The sequence below is a fragment of the Bacillus sp. FSL P4-0290 genome (assembly GCF_037975435.1).
In the GTDB taxonomy this organism is placed as follows: domain Bacteria; phylum Bacillota; class Bacilli; order Bacillales; family Bacillaceae; genus Bacillus; species Bacillus subtilis.
In genome coordinates this window covers 222,423-238,109 of record NZ_CP150253.1, presented here as the reverse complement: position 1 = coordinate 238,109, position 15,687 = coordinate 222,423, and the positions used below count along the sequence as shown (strand labels likewise).

Sequence of the window (15,687 nt, the reverse complement as noted above, 5' to 3'; positions counted from 1 at the left end):
TTCTTCTTAAAAAAGGGGGGATACTGTATGAAAAGTAATATACATAAATATCAGGAGATCACAAAAAAAATAGAAACTGACTTGTACCCTATCAGTCAAAACGATAATGATTTACTTTCGTACCTAATGAAACAAGACTCTTTCACACTTAACCAAATGAAATTGTGTTTAATTGAACCACAGCTCACATTCAAACACACTGTCAAAATCGTATTTACAGTAACATTAATAACGTTATATATTTATTTTTTCAGTTCTCATTATAATGATTTAATAGAAATGGGTGTACAAATGTTTTTTGTGTTAATTGGCCTAATATGGGTATTTGGTGTTTACCCATTTTCAAGAAAAGTTCAAATTTCAGAACGCTTCAAACAAAAATCCGAAAACGCCCGCATAGTCGGTATGATCGACTTCGTATTAGAACAAAAATACAAAAAAAGCATCTTTGAATAATCTCGAAATCAGAGATGCTTTCCCTTTGTCCTCATCACTTGTCTACCACAGACGCACTGTCACGCGTGACCGCCGCAGGCTCCCTCAGCATCACATTCATTACGCTCGCAAGCACGAGCATTCCAATCGACAAATAAAAAGCCAGTGTATACTCACCCGTTACCGTATAGATGACGCCGGGCACATACGCACCTAGTGCCGATCCGATCTGATGGGCGAGTGACAGCCAGCCAATCATGAGGCCGATCGAGTAGTTTTGAAAGTACTGGGTGGCGAGCATTTGAGTCGGTGCTACCGTTGCAAAATCCACTAATCCAAACAGAATCGCAAAGGTTAAAAGCAAGTAGGGCTCGTGGCTGTAAATAAGAATCACGATCGACAGCGCCCGCACCGCATATAAAAAGCACAGGATTTTCCGGCTGCTCCACCGATCCGCTACAATTCCGGACAGCAAGATGCCAGCAATATTAAAGCCTGCCAGCAGACTGACAGCAGCACTCGTGACTGTCGTTGAAAAGCCATGATCATGAGAAAACGGAATCAAATGGGTATCCATCAGCCCCACGGTCGTAAAACCACAGATCAAAAACGGAAAAATCAAGAACCAGAATTGCCTCATACGAAACATCCCGGCCACTGAAAGAGCTGTTGTTTTGGGTGCTGTTTCTTTTTCTGATGCAGCCAGTCCGCCTATCGGCTCTGTATTCTTTTCTGAAGGATTGTTCCGAAGCATCAGCAGCGCAGCCGGAAAGACAATCACGATTAACAGCAGTCCCAACACCACAACCGTCAGCTTCCAGCTAAACCAATGGATTAACATGAGTGAGCCGGGAACGAGAAGCATTTGCCCCGCGCCAAAGCCTGCTTCCATGATCCCAAAGGCTAGTCCCCGCTTTTTGCTGAACCAATTGACGACCAATACACTTGCCGCCACATTCGACGCTCCTCCCACTCCAAGCGAGACACCCAGCCCATAAAGCAAAAACAGCTGCCAAGGCGAAGTCACAAGGTATGTTAAGAAAATGCTGACTCCTGTCAGTAACGCACTCCATGCCAAAACAGCCCGGGCACCCCATTTGTCCACAAGCCGACCGATCACAGGCTGTGATATGCCATAAACAATAAAACTCACCGTCGAAATCAGCGAGATGGTGCTTCTATCGATTGAAAACTGCCGTTCCCACGGCTCCACAAACGCACCAAACGACAGCCGCACCCCCTGAACCGCCAATAAGATCAAAAAGGTGACGGAGACGATGATCCACGCATAATGCAGTCTTTTCATGACAGCTCCAAATCCCACCGTTCTTCTGTCAGCTGCTGTCCCCATAATGGCGCTTCTTGTTTTACTTCACTTATCCTGAATCCAAATTTTTTATAGAGCGGACGAGCCTCAGCCATCGTGCTCACCGTCCAAAGGAAAATGCGGTCAAACTTCATGTCTTGGCAGTATGCAACCAGATGCTCCAGCAATTGCGTGCCAAGCCCCCTGCCCCGAAAATCCGCATCAACCAGAAACCATCTGAGCTGGACTGTCTTTTCATCGTGCTTGACCAACCCGACAGAGCCGGCAAATTTCCCGCCGCTTTCCGCAATCCATATTTTTTCGATGTCAGCGTCAAATGTCTCCTGAAGATAAGCTAAAAACGTGTCATCCCAACCGTGAGCCTCCGCGTAAAATTGTCTTTGTTTCTCAATAAGGAGTTGAAGATCCTCCGAAAGAAAATAATCTCTAATCGATATCTCTGATGCTCTGGCAGAAAGCGACTGTGAAAGGATCGCTTCAATCTCTGCCATCGCCTCGGCAAGCTTGTGCTGCTCCTTTTGGTTGATTTCCTTCAGCATCAGTTCTACTTGTTCGTTGGCTTTCTCCTCCAGCTTTTTATAAATCGTTTTTCCTGTTTCTGTGACAAAAATGTAATGGTGGCGGGCGTCATCTTTGCTCCTCTGTTTATAAATCAAATCTTCTTTTTCAAACTGCTTCACAATCCTGCTGACATATCCCCGGTCAAGCCCCAGCTTATCCTGAAGGGCTTTTGCCGTACAATTAGGCGTATTATAAATCTCAAATAAAATCCGTGTTTCTGTTAAGGAAAACGGGCTGTCGTAAATGTGCTCATTAAGGAAACCAAGGACGTTTGTATAAAATCGATTGAACTTTCTGAATTTTAACCCGACAGATGATTCTCTTGTTTTCAAATCAATCCCCACTTTCTAATATCGTTGACTAAAGCAATTATAATCACATATAGTTGCTTTAGTCAACGATATGTTAGAAAGTGAGGTCTTTTTAATTTCCTGATTCCTTCCTTTTCCTTACCACAATCAATGTGATATAGGATAAAGCCAGAGAAACCAAGCTATAGACAACAGCCCATCCCAAAAATGATTGATTAAAAATGGTAAAGGTGAGCACAAGAGAAATCACCAAACTAAGCATTGGCATCAGATACGGGTTTTTACAAATACAGGTCCCGACAATCGATAGCAGCATAATTCCTAACGGTAAAATAAAGAATGCGATATCTAATTCATCCATCTTTAAACAGCCTCCCTCCAGATTTTTATGTTACTAGTAAAAAAATATAATTGCATTTAGTAAAAGGATAATATTCACTTCCCTAAGGCCCAATTTGAAAATTACCCGTTTACATTCGCTCCGGACTATGATAATTTAAGAAAGCGCTATCATGATAAGTTAATAGCTTGGATGGAGATGAGGAGAGCCAGGAATCCAACCCCTTTTGACAAGGGGTGTTTTCTGGCTCTTTTTGTTTTTCGTGAAAGGAGGCACGCCACACATCCAGCACAAACAGCAAAGGGGGATAATTATTAATGCTTAATATATTTAAACCGGCTCCTCATATTGAGAGACTGGATGATTCAAAGATGGATGCGGCATACAAACGGCTCAGACTGCAAGTATTCATTGGTATTTTCATTGGCTACGCAGGCTACTACCTGCTGCGGAAAAACTTTGCCTTTGCCATTCCTTATCTGCAGGAACAGGGATTTTCGAAAACAGAACTGGGTTTGGTGCTGGCCGCTGTGTCCATTGCGTACGGCTTCAGCAAATTCATCATGGGAATGGTGTCTGACCGCTGTAATCCGAGATATTTTCTGGCGACAGGCCTATTTTTATCAGCAATCGTTAATATTCTATTCGTTTCAATGCCTTGGGTGACTTCGAGCGTCACCATCATGTTTATTTTTATGTTTATCAACGGATGGTTTCAAGGAATGGGCTGGCCGCCATGCGGCAGGACGATGGCCCATTGGTTCTCCATAAGTGAACGCGGCACAAAAATGTCGATCTGGAATGTCGCCCATAACATAGGCGGCGGTATTCTTGCTCCGCTTGTCACTCTTGGGATCGCGATGTTCGTCACTTGGAAAAGCGTGTTTTTCTTCCCTGCCATCATCGCCATTATCATTTCATTTTTAATTGTTTTATTGGTTCGTGATACGCCTCAATCCTGCGGACTCCCGCCAATTGAAGAGTATCGGAATGACTATCCAAAACACGCTTTTAAAAATCAGGAAAAAGAATTAACAACAAAAGAAATTCTTTTTCAATATGTGCTGAACAACAAATTTCTTTGGTACATCGCTTTTGCCAATGTATTTGTTTATTTCGTGCGATACGGCGTGGTTGACTGGGCGCCTACTTACTTAACAGAAGCCAAAGGCTTTTCTCCTGAAGACTCACGCTGGTCGTATTTTCTTTACGAATACGCAGGCATACCGGGAACGATCTTGTGCGGCTGGATCAGTGACCGATTCTTCAAAAGCCGCCGGGCACCGGCAGGCGTTTTGTTTATGGCGGGTGTTTTCATTGCCGTATTGGTGTACTGGCTGAATCCGGCCGGCAATCCGCTCGTGGACAATATCGCCCTGATCAGCATTGGCTTCTTAATCTACGGACCTGTTATGCTGATCGGCCTTCAAGCAATTGATCTTGCACCGAAAAAAGCAGCCGGAACTGCAGCCGGTTTGACCGGATTTTTCGGATACATCGGCGGATCCGCTTTCGCAAATGCCATTATGGGCTTTGTCGTTGACCGCTTTAATTGGAACGGCGGCTTTATCATGCTGATCTCTTCCTGCATTCTTGCCATCGTCTTCTTGGCTTTGACGTGGAATACAGGAAAACGGGCAGAGCATGTTTAAGAAAGACACATAAAAGATTAATAGTTTTCCAACACGCCGTTTACATCCGTTTTTTAATATGAAAGACAGGTAGTGCTTATCTATAAGGAGGAAAAATCATGAGAAAAAATAGAATACTGGCCTTGTTTGTTCTGTCGCTGGGCTTACTCTCATTTATGGTAACGCCAGTGTCGGCAGCGTCAAAAGGAAACCTGCTGTCACCTGACCGTATCCTGACCGTCGCGCACAGAGGGGCTTCTGGATATGTGCCTGAGCACACGATTCTGTCTTACGAAACCGCTCAGAAAATGAAAGCAGATTATATTGAATTAGATCTGCAAATGACAAAAGACGGGAAATTGATTGTCATGCACGATGAAAAACTGGACCGTACCACAAACGGAACGGGCTGGGTGAAAGACCATACGCTCGCAGACATTAAGAAGCTTGACGCCGGTTCTTGGTTTAATGAAGCCTATCCGGAAAAAGCAAAGCCGCAGTACGTCGGCCTTAAAGTTCCTACATTAGAAGAGGTATTAGACCGTTTCGGAAAGCACGCGAACTACTACATTGAAACAAAATCGCCTGACACCTACCCAGGTATGGAAGAAAAACTGATCGCTTCTTTGCAGAAACATAAATTACTGGGGAAACATTCTAAGCCAGGCCAGGTGATCATTCAATCGTTCAGCAAAGAAAGCCTGATAAAAGTCCATCAATTACAGCCAAACCTGTCGACCGTTCAATTGCTGGAAGCCAAACAAATGGCGTCAATGACAGATGCTGCCCTGGAAGAAATCAAAACATACGCTGTCGGTGCGGGCCCGGATTATAAAGCTTTAAATCAAGAAAACGTCCGTATGATCCGCAGCCACGGTCTCCTGCTTCACCCTTACACTGTCAATAATGAAGCAGATATGCATCGCCTGCTTGATTGGGGCGTAACAGGAGTGTTTACCAACTATCCTGATCTTTTCCACAAAGTAAAACAGGGTTATTAAACGAAAAAAAACCTTGCGACAACTGTTCGCAAGGTTTTCTTCTACATTTTATTCTTTTCCGGCAGCAGCTTCTGACTGTCCATTAAGCAGCTGAGAATTTATCTCTTTCGCATCCTTTAAGTATTCTGTCTGGTAGCCGCTCTTCAGCGCCCACACATAGAATACAAGTGATACCATCGCAATCAGAACCATATCCCAGCCATAATGAATGACATTCAGGCCGCCGAATTTATCACTGCCCAAATAAGAAATGACCATCATGGCCAGCAGATAAAACACCATCCAGACGCCGGCTTTAAAGTTCCGGCCAAACCCTTTCCATTTCGCCTTCGCCTGATAATAGAAATAAATCGGAAGACCGATCAGGATAATAAACAGAACCTGCCCTGTTAACGGCCAGCGCGCCCAATACAGCACCAGTGACGCGAAGATAAATCCAAGCGGCGCAATCACGTTTAAGCCTTTTAAACGAAGAGGCCTGTACAGGTCTTTCCCCGTCCGTCTCAATGTCATGACTGTGATCGGGCCGGTGATATAAGAAATTAACGTAGCAACGGAAATAATTTCCGCTAATACGCCCCACCCTCTGAACAGGAACAAAAAGATGAACGACACAATCAAGTTAAAGAACATTGCTTGTCGCGGAACGCCGTAAATCGGATGAAGCTTCCCGAATATACTCGGCATGTATTTGTTTTTTTCCATTCCGTAAATCATTCGGGACGTTGTCGCCGTATACGTAATCCCCGTTCCAGACGGTGATACAAATGCATCTGCATATAACACAATAACAAGCCAGTTAATATTCAGCGCAATCGCCAGATCAGCAAAAGGAGAATTAAAATTCAGATGGCTCCAGCCGTGAGCAATATCAGAAGGATTCACAGCTCCAATGAAGGCGATCTGCAGCAGGACATAAATCACTGTCGCAACGAAAAGGGAGCCGACAACCGCAATCGGAATTGATTTCCCCGGATTTTTTGCTTCACCCGCCATATTAATCGGGCTTTGGAAACCATTAAACGCAAAAACGATACCTGAAGTGGCAACCGCCGTCAGCACACTTGCCCAGCCATTCGGCGCAATGCTTTGACCGCCAGTAAAGTTTTCTCCGTGGAATCCGACAAACAGCAAAGCTCCAATCGTAAGACCCGGAATAATAATTTTAAAAATCGTAATTAATGAATTCGCTTTCGAAAATAGATTGACTGTCCAGTAGTTCAGCAGAAAATAAATGAGAAGCAATACAGAGGCAAATGCTAGTCCTTCCCCAGTCAGCGTTCCATTCTTCACCAAACCGCTTGTCCATTTCGCCCATTCCCATGGCCAAGAACTCATATATTGAACGGAGGCCACCGCTTCAACCGGAATGACGGACACAATCGCAATCCAGTTGGCCCAGCCCGCAATAAAACCGATAAACGAACCGTGTGAATATTGCGTATATTTTACCATTCCCCCCGCTTCAGGGAACATAGAACCTAGTTCACTATAAGAAAGAGCAATAAATAAAATGACGACCATTCCAATAACCCATGAAATAATAGCAGCTGGTCCTGCTATTTGAGCAGCACGCCAAGCCCCGAACAGCCAGCCTGAACCGATCATCGACCCGAGCCCGACCATCATGAGGGAAAACGTTCCCATTCTTCGATGCAATTGATTCATATCGTAAACACCTTTCATGTATGATGACATTCTCTTGCTAATTATATTATTATTCTGATTACTTTACTTTGTCAATATTTATCGAATTTTGACTGAAACGATAATAAGTCAATGTATATTACCTTCCAATACAGGAATGAAGTCACTAATTTCTTCTTAAATGGAATTTACTGTTAATCCCAGTGATAAAAACACAATAGGTTTAGCTATTTCCAAAACGGGAATGATACAGGAAACACTATTCTTAAAATAGAAAGGAGTATCACCATGAAACAAAAGCTGTTACTTTCAGGTCTCGCTGTTTCAACTGTCGGCATCACTTCTTATCTATTAAAAGACCCGTCAAATCGCCAAAAGGCAAGAGAATTCATTCACAGCATGAAGATGAAAATAACAAAACAGCCAGACATGGAAACGTTCCCAGTTGATAAAGCCGGCCACCCTGACCCGCAAGATATCGAGGACAACAAAATGGTATCAGAAGGCTCCATGTATCCCGTCCAATACTACGATGAAAAAAAGAAGTAATCAAAAAGCTCTCTTCGATAAAGGAAGAGAGCTTTTTAATTTACCTTTTTCGTCTGATTCCGCTCATTACGAAGCCGCTTTCAGGCAATGACGGCATTCTGGCGAGACTGTAATGCAGTGATTGTTCCGGAACATCGTATTCAATCTGATGGACTAGTAAATCCAGGCTCGCTTTCATGACTTCAATTGTAATGCCTTCCCCTGGACAGCGGTGGCCTTTCTCGGCGTGCCCCCCGCCTTGAGGAATCATATCAAACAGATTTTCTTCCCGCTCCGCAAATCGTTCCGGCCGGAATTCATTGGGATGATCCCATAGACGAGGGTCGTGGTTCGTTCCATATAAATCAAGCAGCACCGATGTGCCCTTTTTAAACTCACAGTTATTCCATACAAAATCTTTTTTGACAAGCGCCCCTAAAAACGGGCCGAACGGATAATATCTGCGGACCTCCTGCACAAACATTTCTCTTTCCCGGCTGTTTCCAGACCGCAGCCATTCCTTATACTTCGGATGCTCATGAAGCGCCAAAGCTGAAAACACCAGAAAGTAAGAAATGGCGACAATAGGCCGCAGTACATTAATCAGCTCAATGGCTGCCATGCGGGAATCCAGCTGGCTTCCATCTTCTTGTGTGTGAAAAGCCATTTCATGCAGCGCTGTTCCGGGAGTCGTTTTCAGCAAGCCGGCACGAGCATCTTCAATCATGACTTCAATCCACTCTTCCGCACGCGGCCTTGCTCTTCTTCCCTTCCAATGCCGCGGTCCCACAGCACCGAACGCGTCGACCATGTCAATGAAGTCATCCGCTCTCTCTTTGACTTCCGTTTCCTTCAACGGAACACCTGCCCAATAGCACGCTACCCGGCACAGGATTTCTTTTGCTTCTTCAAATAACACAACCTCATCTGCCTTCTCCCATCTTGTGACTGCTGCTTTCCACTCCTCTGTCATCAACTCAGCCAAACGTTTTTGATGCGGCGGTGTCATCAATGACAGAAAAAGCATCTTCCGATGGATATGCGCGCTGCCATCCATTCCCTGAATCGCATTAACACCAAACAGCGATTTCTGCACCCGCTTAGGCAAAGCGTTCTGCCGCTGGAATCGATCCGTATCATAAAACACCTTCGCCGCCTCAGCGCCAGTCATGCAAATAAAGTTTTTTCCCAACAAACGGGCCTGAAACAGATCTGAATTGTAGCGCTCTGTTCTGTTTTTAATAAATAAATACCCTTCCTTCAGCAGTGTCAGGCTGTTATCGAGACTTTTGTCATGTGGAATCTGCTCATTCATCCGCTTACCCTGCCTTCCTTTTTACCCTCTATTTTCACGTTATCTTCCGACTATAAACCCAGTATCAGTATTTGTTTACAAAACTAAATTTAAGCGCTTTTTGATTATTTTTTAAAGGAAGAACAAACGAAAGAGAGAAAAGGTAGTTAAAGGGGAGAACAAAATGAAAAAATGGATATATGTTGTGCTTGTGCTGAGTATTGCAGGGATCGGCGGCTTCTCCGTCCACGCAGCATCATCTGCTCATGAAAAACACTTGAATGTCAGCAAAATGAATGTCGATGATGAATTCAAGGATACGGATGGAACCTTCATTCTTCACGATTTACAAAAGGATCAGACATTTGTCTATAACAGAAAACGGGCAAATCAAAGACAAACTCCGCAATCCACCTTTAAAGTCGTGAACGCTTTAATCGGTTTGCAGGTCAAAGCTGTAAGAGATGAATACGATGTTAAACGATGGGACGGGGTCAAGCGTGAATTCGAATCATGGAACCGCGACCATACGCTTGGCTCGGCCATGCGCGAATCCGCAATCTGGTATTATCAGGCATTAGCGAGAGATATCGGCGAGGAAAGAATGAAAACATGGCTTCATACACTATCTTACGGCAACGAGGATATCAGCGGGGGAATCGACCAGTTTTGGCTGCAAAGCTCGCTTACAATATCTCCGCTGGAACAAGCAACCTTTTTGGAGAAACTGGCTAAAGAGGAGCTTCCATTTGACAAGCCGGTAATGAAAACCGTCAAGCGCATGATGATTCAAGAGGAAGGCAATCATTACACGCTCTACGGGAAAACCGGAACCCGCCTGACTGATATGGGATTAGGATGGTTTGTCGGATTCATCAAAACAGAGCATGGCTCTTATGTCTTTGTCACCAATGTCGATGATTCCGGCACAAAAGCCAAAAACATCACCGTGGATATCCTGAAAAAGTATGGCCTGATCACATCCTAAATAAAAGAGCCCTGCACGGCAGGGCTCTAAATCTCATGCTCAAAACAATAATGATTCACAAGCTCTTCAATCAAATCATGATCGGGATATTCCCCGTTAAATTCAAATTCGATTTCTTCCACAAATTCTCCTTGATGGTACACATGGATGGCTCCGTTTTGACGGACAACGCTAAACTCCGGCTGAAATGTATATCCGCTTCGTTCAATTGCTCCCATTTCTTACCCGCCTTTCTCAAAGCAGTAATTCATACACCTCGTTTAATTCCTTGGCCCGTTTTTGATCCTGTTCATTCTGGGCATACTTAATTTCTTTTTCTAATACATGGTTCAAAAAAGACATTTCATTATCATCTAAGTCTTTTACAAATTCCTCTTCATTTGCATAACGCTTCGCCAGCATCTTCTTGCAAATACGCTGGCAGACTTCATTTTCTAGATGATTCGAAAGTGATTCGCGCAAATAACCGAGTGTAACATCCATTTTATGAACACCTTTCCTTCTGCTATCTTTACCCTATAGCTTGCTAAAATAGGGAAAATCCATACGCAAAAAATAAAAAAAGAGACATCCGCGAATGTCTCTTTTTTATCGTTATTCAGCTGCTTGTTCGCTTTTTGTCAAATTGGCCTGCGTGCGTTTGCCAATCCCAAACACATAATAACTAATGACCACAAGCGCTAAGAAAATCACGCCTACAATCAGGGAGATACGAGTATCATCGTTAAACCACATGCCAACCAGAACCATCAGCAAGAAAGCAATCGTCAAATAGTTAGTAAAAGGAGCAAACGGCATTTTGAATGGATGTTTATCTAATGCAGCACCCTTCGCTTTTCTGAATCCGATATGGCTGATCAAAATGATAAACCAAGGAATCATCCCTGGGAGCACGCTTGCGCTGTATACATAGACAAAGATCTTCGGCGGCGCGATATAGTTCAGTACAACACCGACAGCCAAACCGATCAGCACCGCAATTGTGCCATACAGCGGCACACCATTGCGTGAAATCTTCTTAAAGAATTTCGGTGCTTGTCCATTGACACCCAGTGTATACAGCATGCGGCCCGCGCTGAAAATACCGCTGTTACAGCCGGACATTGCCGCAGTAATCACGACAAAGTTAATAATGCCGGCCGCTGCCGTAATCCCGATTTTCGAGAACGTAGACACAAACGGACTTCCGAGTGAGTTGAGCTCATCCCAAGGATACACCGTCACGATCACAAAAATAGCGCCAATGTAGAAAATCAAAATACGCCAGATAATACTTTGAATCGCATTTCTTAGCGTGTTTTGCGGGTCCTTCGCTTCACCCGCTGTAATCCCGATCAGCTCAACTCCTTGATAGGCTGCAATGACAAGAGACAGTGCAAAGAAGAAACCTGAGAAACCTCCTGCAAAGAAGCCCCCGTGAGACCACAGGTTCGTCAAACCGATCGCATCTCCGCCATTGCCAAAACCGAAGAAAATAATTCCGATTCCCGCAATAATCATCAAGATAATCGTCACGATTTTAATCATCGCAAACCAAAACTCAAATTCGCCAAACGACTTAACAGAAATTAAATTCGCCGCACCAAGAATCACCATTGCCACGATACCAGGTATCCAAGCAGGCAAATCCGGGAACCAATACTTCATATAAGAACCGACAGCGATAATTTCTGACATGCCGACGATAATCCACTGGAACCAGTTGCTCCATGCTGTTATATAACCTGCCATCGGATGAATATATTGATGGCCGAACGTCGCAAAAGAACCTGTGCTCGGCTCGACATACAGCATTTCACCCATCGCACGCATAATAAAAAAGATAAAAATTCCGCATATTGCATAAGCCAGAAGGACAGATGGGCCAGTCCATGAAATCGTGCTGGCAGAACCCATAAACAAGCCAACACCGATTGTACCGCCCAAGGCGATCATCTGAATATGGCGCGCGCCCAGGCCCCTCTTTAATTCTTTATTTGCCACTCCTCTTCCTCCTCCTAACAAAATACTCATAAATGAGAAAACAGCAGACCTGCTTGCCTTCACATGAATCAGTGATAACAATCAGAAAATTCAAACTTAAAATTGTTATATAATCTCCTAAATTACTTATTTCATCATAATAAATTTCTCTGGAAAATACAATTGTTTTTTTCAGGCAAACACCTTTGTTCAGAGTTTTGAATCGTTCACTTCTTTTAAAATCTTTTATATAAAAATAATAAAATTATTTGAATATTGGGATTAATTCACCCCTTAGATTCTCATAAAAAATAAGCTGTCCTACATGAACAGCTTACCTAATAATTCACACCCGTTTGACGCTTTAATGCTTCAAGCCACCCGGTATCTCCGGTCCCATAGCTCTTGCTTTGTCCCACATCTCTCAGAGATCCATTGCTGTAATCAATTGAAAGGATGAAATCCGGAATGGCATTATACCCGGCTTCCGCGATTTTACTGAGCTCTGAACGATAGTAAGATATAGCATAAGAAGCCGTTTGTTTCTGCACTGGATCTTTTTCAAGCTCTTCCTTATATACATCCATTAAGTCACGTCCCTCAGGCGTGACGTACCGCCCATCAATCACTTCTAAATCCTTCAAATGGTAGCCTGTAACTTCATACATCTCACGAGCAGCCTGATACTTTTGATAGGCCTCTTCGGAAAATTGTGCTGAATCACTGCTTTGGCTTTTCATGATGTGCAAAAATAGTTCTTTGCTGTTGTCTCCAGATTGCAGCACTTGCTCAATTTGCTTGATCAGATCCTGATCGTCTGACCCGCTTACCCGCACCTGATAGTCAATCGGTGTGATTGTAAACGTCAGCTCTGTCCCCTCTGGAATATGAATATGGTTTCGATTCAACAGTACTTGCAGCTGCTGGTTAACCTGTCCCCGCTGATACACCTTTTCATTCTCAGCTTCCACTTCCCCATGAAATGTGACATTCCGAAACACAGCATCCTGAAGGTTATAGTTTTGCGCCTTCCCTTTGAATAACCATTCTGTTTCATTATCGTAAGCGGCCTGTCTTTCTGCAGCTGACAGATCACTTCTGAAATAAGGAGACTTTGAATTTTGGTACTTATCCTTAATATAGCCTAATGGATCAGACTTTGTTTTATTAATCGCATTCATCCTGCTGTATTTTTCATCTAGTATTTTGATTCTGATATCACTCTCAGATTCATAGTGGTTTTGGGATTGAATCACTGTTTCTTCCCCTGTGTCTGTCACTGTTCGATCATTCGCTGATTGATACACTTTGCTGAACGCCCCGCTGTTTCCCGACACGCTGGTTTTAGAATAATTGAACTGATTGATTCCCCCAGTTGAAGATTGTGACTTAAGCCTGCTGTATGCCTTTTCCAGAACTGCCGCTGGATTTTCAGTCGCATTCTCCCGTTTGGCAGGCGCATTCTTGCTCAATATGTTCTGTGCCATCAGCTGAGTGCGGATAAATTGCCGATTCAGACGCATTGAATTCCCTCCCGAGTATTCTCTCTTATTCTTTTTTATCGGCAAAGATAATGTATATATTAACCTCAAAAAACATTTATTTACACCTAAATCGTTATTATGTATGATGGAAATAAAAGGAGGTTGTTTGCATGGTGAAAAAATGGCTTATTCCATTCGCTGTTATGCTGTCTGTCTTATTCACCTTTACGTATTCGGCATCAGCTGCCGGAGTCACTGCTATCACAGGAAACAATTCATTTGATACCGCAATGCCGATCGGTTATTGGAAATATAAAAATATCGATACAACAATACTGGAAGCTGGTCAAGATGAAGCCTATTTCACTTTTACAGCTAATAAGGGAGAAAAAGTATACGTGAGGAGTACATACCAGAGCGCGTATACAGGGATGAAAATTGAAATTTATGATAAGAATAGAATACCTGTTTCTCAAGGGACAGAAGTCATTAACCCTAATACGTTTTCTTCTTTTATTTATGCAAATGCAGACGCCCAAAACACGACGGATACCTTTTATGTGAAAGTGTCACGAGGCACCTATACCGGAAACATGTATTTTACACTTTCAATTGAAGACCGAATCAAATCAGGCAGCGGAACATTCCAATTCAGCGGCGCTGCTGAAAATAAAGGAAATACAAGCCTTAGCCCCTCAGGTTCTGATTCCAGCGTGATCAAGGTTGATTTAACAAACCAATCCGGGATACCGCGTGATGCCATTGTAACCAGAGTTCAGACAACCGCCACTCAAACACCAAGCCAGGGAAATACACGCCACCTGATCATGACGAGCGAAAACAACGAATGGCGCCGTGCTCTTGTAAACAGCTCGACTTCAGGGTCTTATGATATCTCTTTGTCAGATCAACTCAGTGTGGCAAAGGTATGGAGTTTTAAATATAATACATTAGCGACAGCCAGATCGACGATGAGCAACGTAAAAGCAAAAATAGATTATGAATACGACGTGACAAAGCAGTTTTAACTTATACCGAGCCGGTGATCCGGCTCTTTTTTATTCTCTGTCTAGAAGGTAAACTATAGTCAGTACAACCAAGGGAAGTGCAGACATGGCATTAAAACTTCTAAAAAAACTGCTATTTGACCGCCCTCTAAAGAACGGCGTTATCTTAAATCATCAATACAAAATCGAAGAGTGCCTCGGTATGGGAGGCTACGGTTTGGTTTATTTGTGCACCGATATCCTAACTCAAACACCTTATGTCTTAAAACAGCTTCGGCCGACAAAAGCGAAAAAGGAAAAAGAGAAAGTCCGATTCCAACAGGAAATAAAACTGCTCAATAGCATTCACCACCCGCAAATTCCGGGCTTCATAGATGAGTTCATCATAGACGGACAGGCTTATTATGTCATGCAGTTCATTGAGGGAGAGAATATAGAAGAATTATTATTTTTTCGAAAACAGCCGTTCACAGAGCTTATGGCATTACAACTGATTTCGCAGCTGCTTGAGATTATAGAATACCTGCATGATCGCCTTATCTTCCACAGCGACATCAGAACGCCTAATATCATCATCAATGACGGCAGGCTCTGCCTCATCGATTTCGGCCTTGCCAAACAATTGACTCCTGAAGAAATGGAGGAAATAAAGGTACGAAAACAGGATGACTTCTTCGATCTCGGAGAAACGCTGTTATTCCTGCTGTACTCTCAATATAAAGGAAAAAAGAAGAAAAACGGCACTTGGCTGGAGGAATTAACACTGACAAAGGAAGTAACCTTGCTGCTGAAAAGATTATTGGGCATTGAGGAAGAGTATCAGCACACCGCTTCCATTCGCGAGGATCTAAACCGGGCCATTCAATCGGTCACATAAAAAAACCCTTGTCCCAAAAGCGGAACAAGAACTTTTTTGGATTAACTGCTGCTGTAGCTCCGGCGTTTGTAACGATGACTGCCGCCATAACGGTCGTAGTGTCTTCTTTTGCCCGAGCTGCTGTAGCTGCGATAATGTCTGCGCCGGCTGCTGCTGTAATGCCGGTGTCTGCGATATCGGTCACTAGAACTGCTTGAGAGGTACTTAATCGTTTTGATGATTTTTTTAAACATATGCTGTTCACCCCATTTCTTTCTCCCTATTATATAAATTTTATAGGAGAAAGAAAAACAT

The 15,687-nt window shown here is 43.4% G+C and carries 16 protein-coding genes and 1 pseudogene; 7 read left to right on the top strand and 10 right to left on the bottom strand.

The window, feature by feature from the left end; translation table 11 throughout:
* Positions 1–27: 27 nt before the first annotated feature.
* Positions 28–456 carry a hypothetical protein gene (locus MKY10_RS01335; RefSeq protein ID WP_029726949.1) on the top strand — a complete coding sequence of 143 codons (429 nt, stop codon included), beginning with the start codon at positions 28–30 and terminating at the stop codon, positions 454–456.
* Between the two features lie 34 nt (positions 457–490).
* Here MKY10_RS01335 and MKY10_RS01330 read toward each other — a convergent pair whose 3' ends face one another.
* From MKY10_RS01330 to MKY10_RS01320, 3 genes are all read right to left on the bottom strand, one after another.
* Positions 491–1,741 (bottom strand): MFS transporter, encoded by a 1,251-nt coding sequence (locus tag MKY10_RS01330; protein WP_029726948.1) that lies wholly within the window; start codon positions 1,739–1,741, stop codon positions 491–493.
* Positions 1,738–2,655: a helix-turn-helix domain-containing GNAT family N-acetyltransferase gene (locus MKY10_RS01325; RefSeq protein WP_015252938.1), complete on the bottom strand. Its 918-nt coding sequence runs from the start codon at positions 2,653–2,655 to the stop codon at positions 1,738–1,740. Before MKY10_RS01325 ends, MKY10_RS01330 begins: the two co-directional genes overlap by 4 nt.
* Before the next feature lie 91 nt (positions 2,656–2,746).
* On the bottom strand, positions 2,747–2,995 hold the full coding sequence (locus MKY10_RS01320; protein ID WP_003234879.1) for a YbeF family protein: 249 nt from the start codon (positions 2,993–2,995) through the stop codon (positions 2,747–2,749).
* Positions 2,996–3,291: 296 nt separating this feature from the next.
* On the opposite strand from MKY10_RS01320, the gene glpT reads away from it, so the two are divergent.
* Both glpT and MKY10_RS01310 read left to right on the top strand, forming a co-directional pair.
* Positions 3,292–4,626: a glycerol-3-phosphate transporter gene (gene glpT / locus MKY10_RS01315; RefSeq protein ID WP_003246460.1), complete on the top strand. Its 1,335-nt coding sequence runs from the start codon at positions 3,292–3,294 to the stop codon at positions 4,624–4,626.
* 98 nt (positions 4,627–4,724) lie between these two features.
* A complete protein-coding gene (locus tag MKY10_RS01310) occupies positions 4,725–5,606 on the top strand; it encodes a glycerophosphodiester phosphodiesterase (RefSeq protein ID WP_015252939.1) in 882 nt (293 codons plus the stop codon).
* Positions 5,607–5,654: 48 nt separating this feature from the next.
* On the opposite strand, the gene MKY10_RS01305 is transcribed toward MKY10_RS01310, so the two are convergent.
* Complete coding sequence (locus tag MKY10_RS01305) at positions 5,655–7,274, bottom strand: APC family permease (RefSeq protein WP_003246447.1); 1,620 nt, start codon at positions 7,272–7,274, stop codon at positions 5,655–5,657.
* Positions 7,275–7,541: 267 nt separating this feature from the next.
* On the opposite strand from MKY10_RS01305, the gene MKY10_RS01300 reads away from it, so the two are divergent.
* A complete protein-coding gene (locus MKY10_RS01300; protein WP_003234883.1) occupies positions 7,542–7,802 on the top strand; it encodes a hypothetical protein in 261 nt (86 codons plus the stop codon).
* Positions 7,803–7,842: 40 nt separating this feature from the next.
* On the opposite strand, the gene cypC is transcribed toward MKY10_RS01300, so the two are convergent.
* The gene (gene cypC, locus MKY10_RS01295; RefSeq protein WP_015252940.1) at positions 7,843–9,096 is read right to left on the bottom strand and encodes a fatty-acid peroxygenase; all 1,254 of its coding nucleotides are present in this window, start codon (positions 9,094–9,096) and stop codon (positions 7,843–7,845) included.
* A gap of 163 nt (positions 9,097–9,259) precedes the next feature.
* On the opposite strand from cypC, the gene blaOXA reads away from it, so the two are divergent.
* The gene (gene blaOXA, locus MKY10_RS01290; RefSeq protein ID WP_048654979.1) at positions 9,260–10,063 is read left to right on the top strand and encodes a class D beta-lactamase; all 804 of its coding nucleotides are present in this window, start codon (positions 9,260–9,262) and stop codon (positions 10,061–10,063) included.
* 26 nt (positions 10,064–10,089) lie between these two features.
* On the opposite strand, the gene MKY10_RS01285 is transcribed toward blaOXA, so the two are convergent.
* The 4 genes from MKY10_RS01285 to MKY10_RS01270 all read right to left on the bottom strand — a co-directional run bounded on the left by MKY10_RS01285 (position 10,090) and on the right by MKY10_RS01270 (position 13,548).
* Positions 10,090–10,281, bottom strand: a complete 192-nt coding sequence (locus MKY10_RS01285) for a DUF5370 family protein (protein WP_003234886.1) — start codon at positions 10,279–10,281, stop codon at positions 10,090–10,092.
* 16 nt (positions 10,282–10,297) lie between these two features.
* Positions 10,298–10,546, bottom strand: coding sequence for a sigma-G-dependent sporulation-specific acid-soluble spore protein CsgA (csgA, locus tag MKY10_RS01280; RefSeq protein ID WP_003234887.1), 249 nt, complete (start codon positions 10,544–10,546; stop codon positions 10,298–10,300).
* A gap of 111 nt (positions 10,547–10,657) precedes the next feature.
* Entirely contained in the window at positions 10,658–12,046 is a 1,389-nt protein-coding gene (locus MKY10_RS01275; RefSeq protein WP_048654978.1) for an amino acid permease, read from the bottom strand.
* 317 nt (positions 12,047–12,363) lie between these two features.
* Entirely contained in the window at positions 12,364–13,548 is a 1,185-nt protein-coding gene (locus MKY10_RS01270; protein WP_014478665.1) for a DUF4885 domain-containing protein, read from the bottom strand.
* Between the two features lie 131 nt (positions 13,549–13,679).
* Here MKY10_RS01270 and MKY10_RS01265 point away from each other — a divergent pair, with 131 nt between their 5' ends.
* Positions 13,680–14,537, top strand: a complete 858-nt coding sequence (locus MKY10_RS01265; protein ID WP_014478664.1) for a hypothetical protein — start codon at positions 13,680–13,682, stop codon at positions 14,535–14,537.
* Between the two features lie 85 nt (positions 14,538–14,622).
* Positions 14,623–15,393 (top strand): protein kinase, encoded by a 771-nt coding sequence (locus MKY10_RS01260; protein ID WP_017694962.1) that lies wholly within the window; start codon positions 14,623–14,625, stop codon positions 15,391–15,393.
* Here MKY10_RS01260 and MKY10_RS01255 read toward each other — a convergent pair.
* Positions 15,378–15,637, bottom strand: a pseudogene (locus MKY10_RS01255) (hypothetical protein). The gene MKY10_RS01260 and the pseudogene MKY10_RS01255 overlap by 16 nt on opposite strands.
* Between the last annotated feature and the right edge of the window lie 50 nt (positions 15,638–15,687).

Bases quoted from the DNA above. Each gene is read 5' to 3' on its own strand.
- MKY10_RS01335 (WP_029726949.1), top strand. From the start codon at position 28: ATGAAAAGTAATATACATAAATATCAGGAGATCACAAAAAAAATAGAA.
- MKY10_RS01330 (WP_029726948.1), bottom strand. From the start codon at position 1,741: ATGAAAAGACTGCATTATGCGTGGATCATCGTCTCCGTCACCTTTTTG.
- MKY10_RS01320 (WP_003234879.1), bottom strand. From the start codon at position 2,995: ATGGATGAATTAGATATCGCATTCTTTATTTTACCGTTAGGAATTATG.
- glpT (WP_003246460.1), top strand. From the start codon at position 3,292: ATGCTTAATATATTTAAACCGGCTCCTCATATTGAGAGACTGGATGAT.
- MKY10_RS01310 (WP_015252939.1), top strand. From the start codon at position 4,725: ATGAGAAAAAATAGAATACTGGCCTTGTTTGTTCTGTCGCTGGGCTTA.
- MKY10_RS01305 (WP_003246447.1), bottom strand. From the start codon at position 7,274: ATGAATCAATTGCATCGAAGAATGGGAACGTTTTCCCTCATGATGGTC.
- MKY10_RS01300 (WP_003234883.1), top strand. From the start codon at position 7,542: ATGAAACAAAAGCTGTTACTTTCAGGTCTCGCTGTTTCAACTGTCGGC.
- cypC (WP_015252940.1), bottom strand. From the start codon at position 9,096: ATGAATGAGCAGATTCCACATGACAAAAGTCTCGATAACAGCCTGACA.
- blaOXA (WP_048654979.1), top strand. From the start codon at position 9,260: ATGAAAAAATGGATATATGTTGTGCTTGTGCTGAGTATTGCAGGGATC.
- MKY10_RS01285 (WP_003234886.1), bottom strand. From the start codon at position 10,281: ATGGGAGCAATTGAACGAAGCGGATATACATTTCAGCCGGAGTTTAGC.
- csgA (WP_003234887.1), bottom strand. From the start codon at position 10,546: ATGGATGTTACACTCGGTTATTTGCGCGAATCACTTTCGAATCATCTA.
- MKY10_RS01270 (WP_014478665.1), bottom strand. From the start codon at position 13,548: ATGCGTCTGAATCGGCAATTTATCCGCACTCAGCTGATGGCACAGAAC.
- MKY10_RS01265 (WP_014478664.1), top strand. From the start codon at position 13,680: ATGGTGAAAAAATGGCTTATTCCATTCGCTGTTATGCTGTCTGTCTTA.
- MKY10_RS01260 (WP_017694962.1), top strand. From the start codon at position 14,623: ATGGCATTAAAACTTCTAAAAAAACTGCTATTTGACCGCCCTCTAAAG.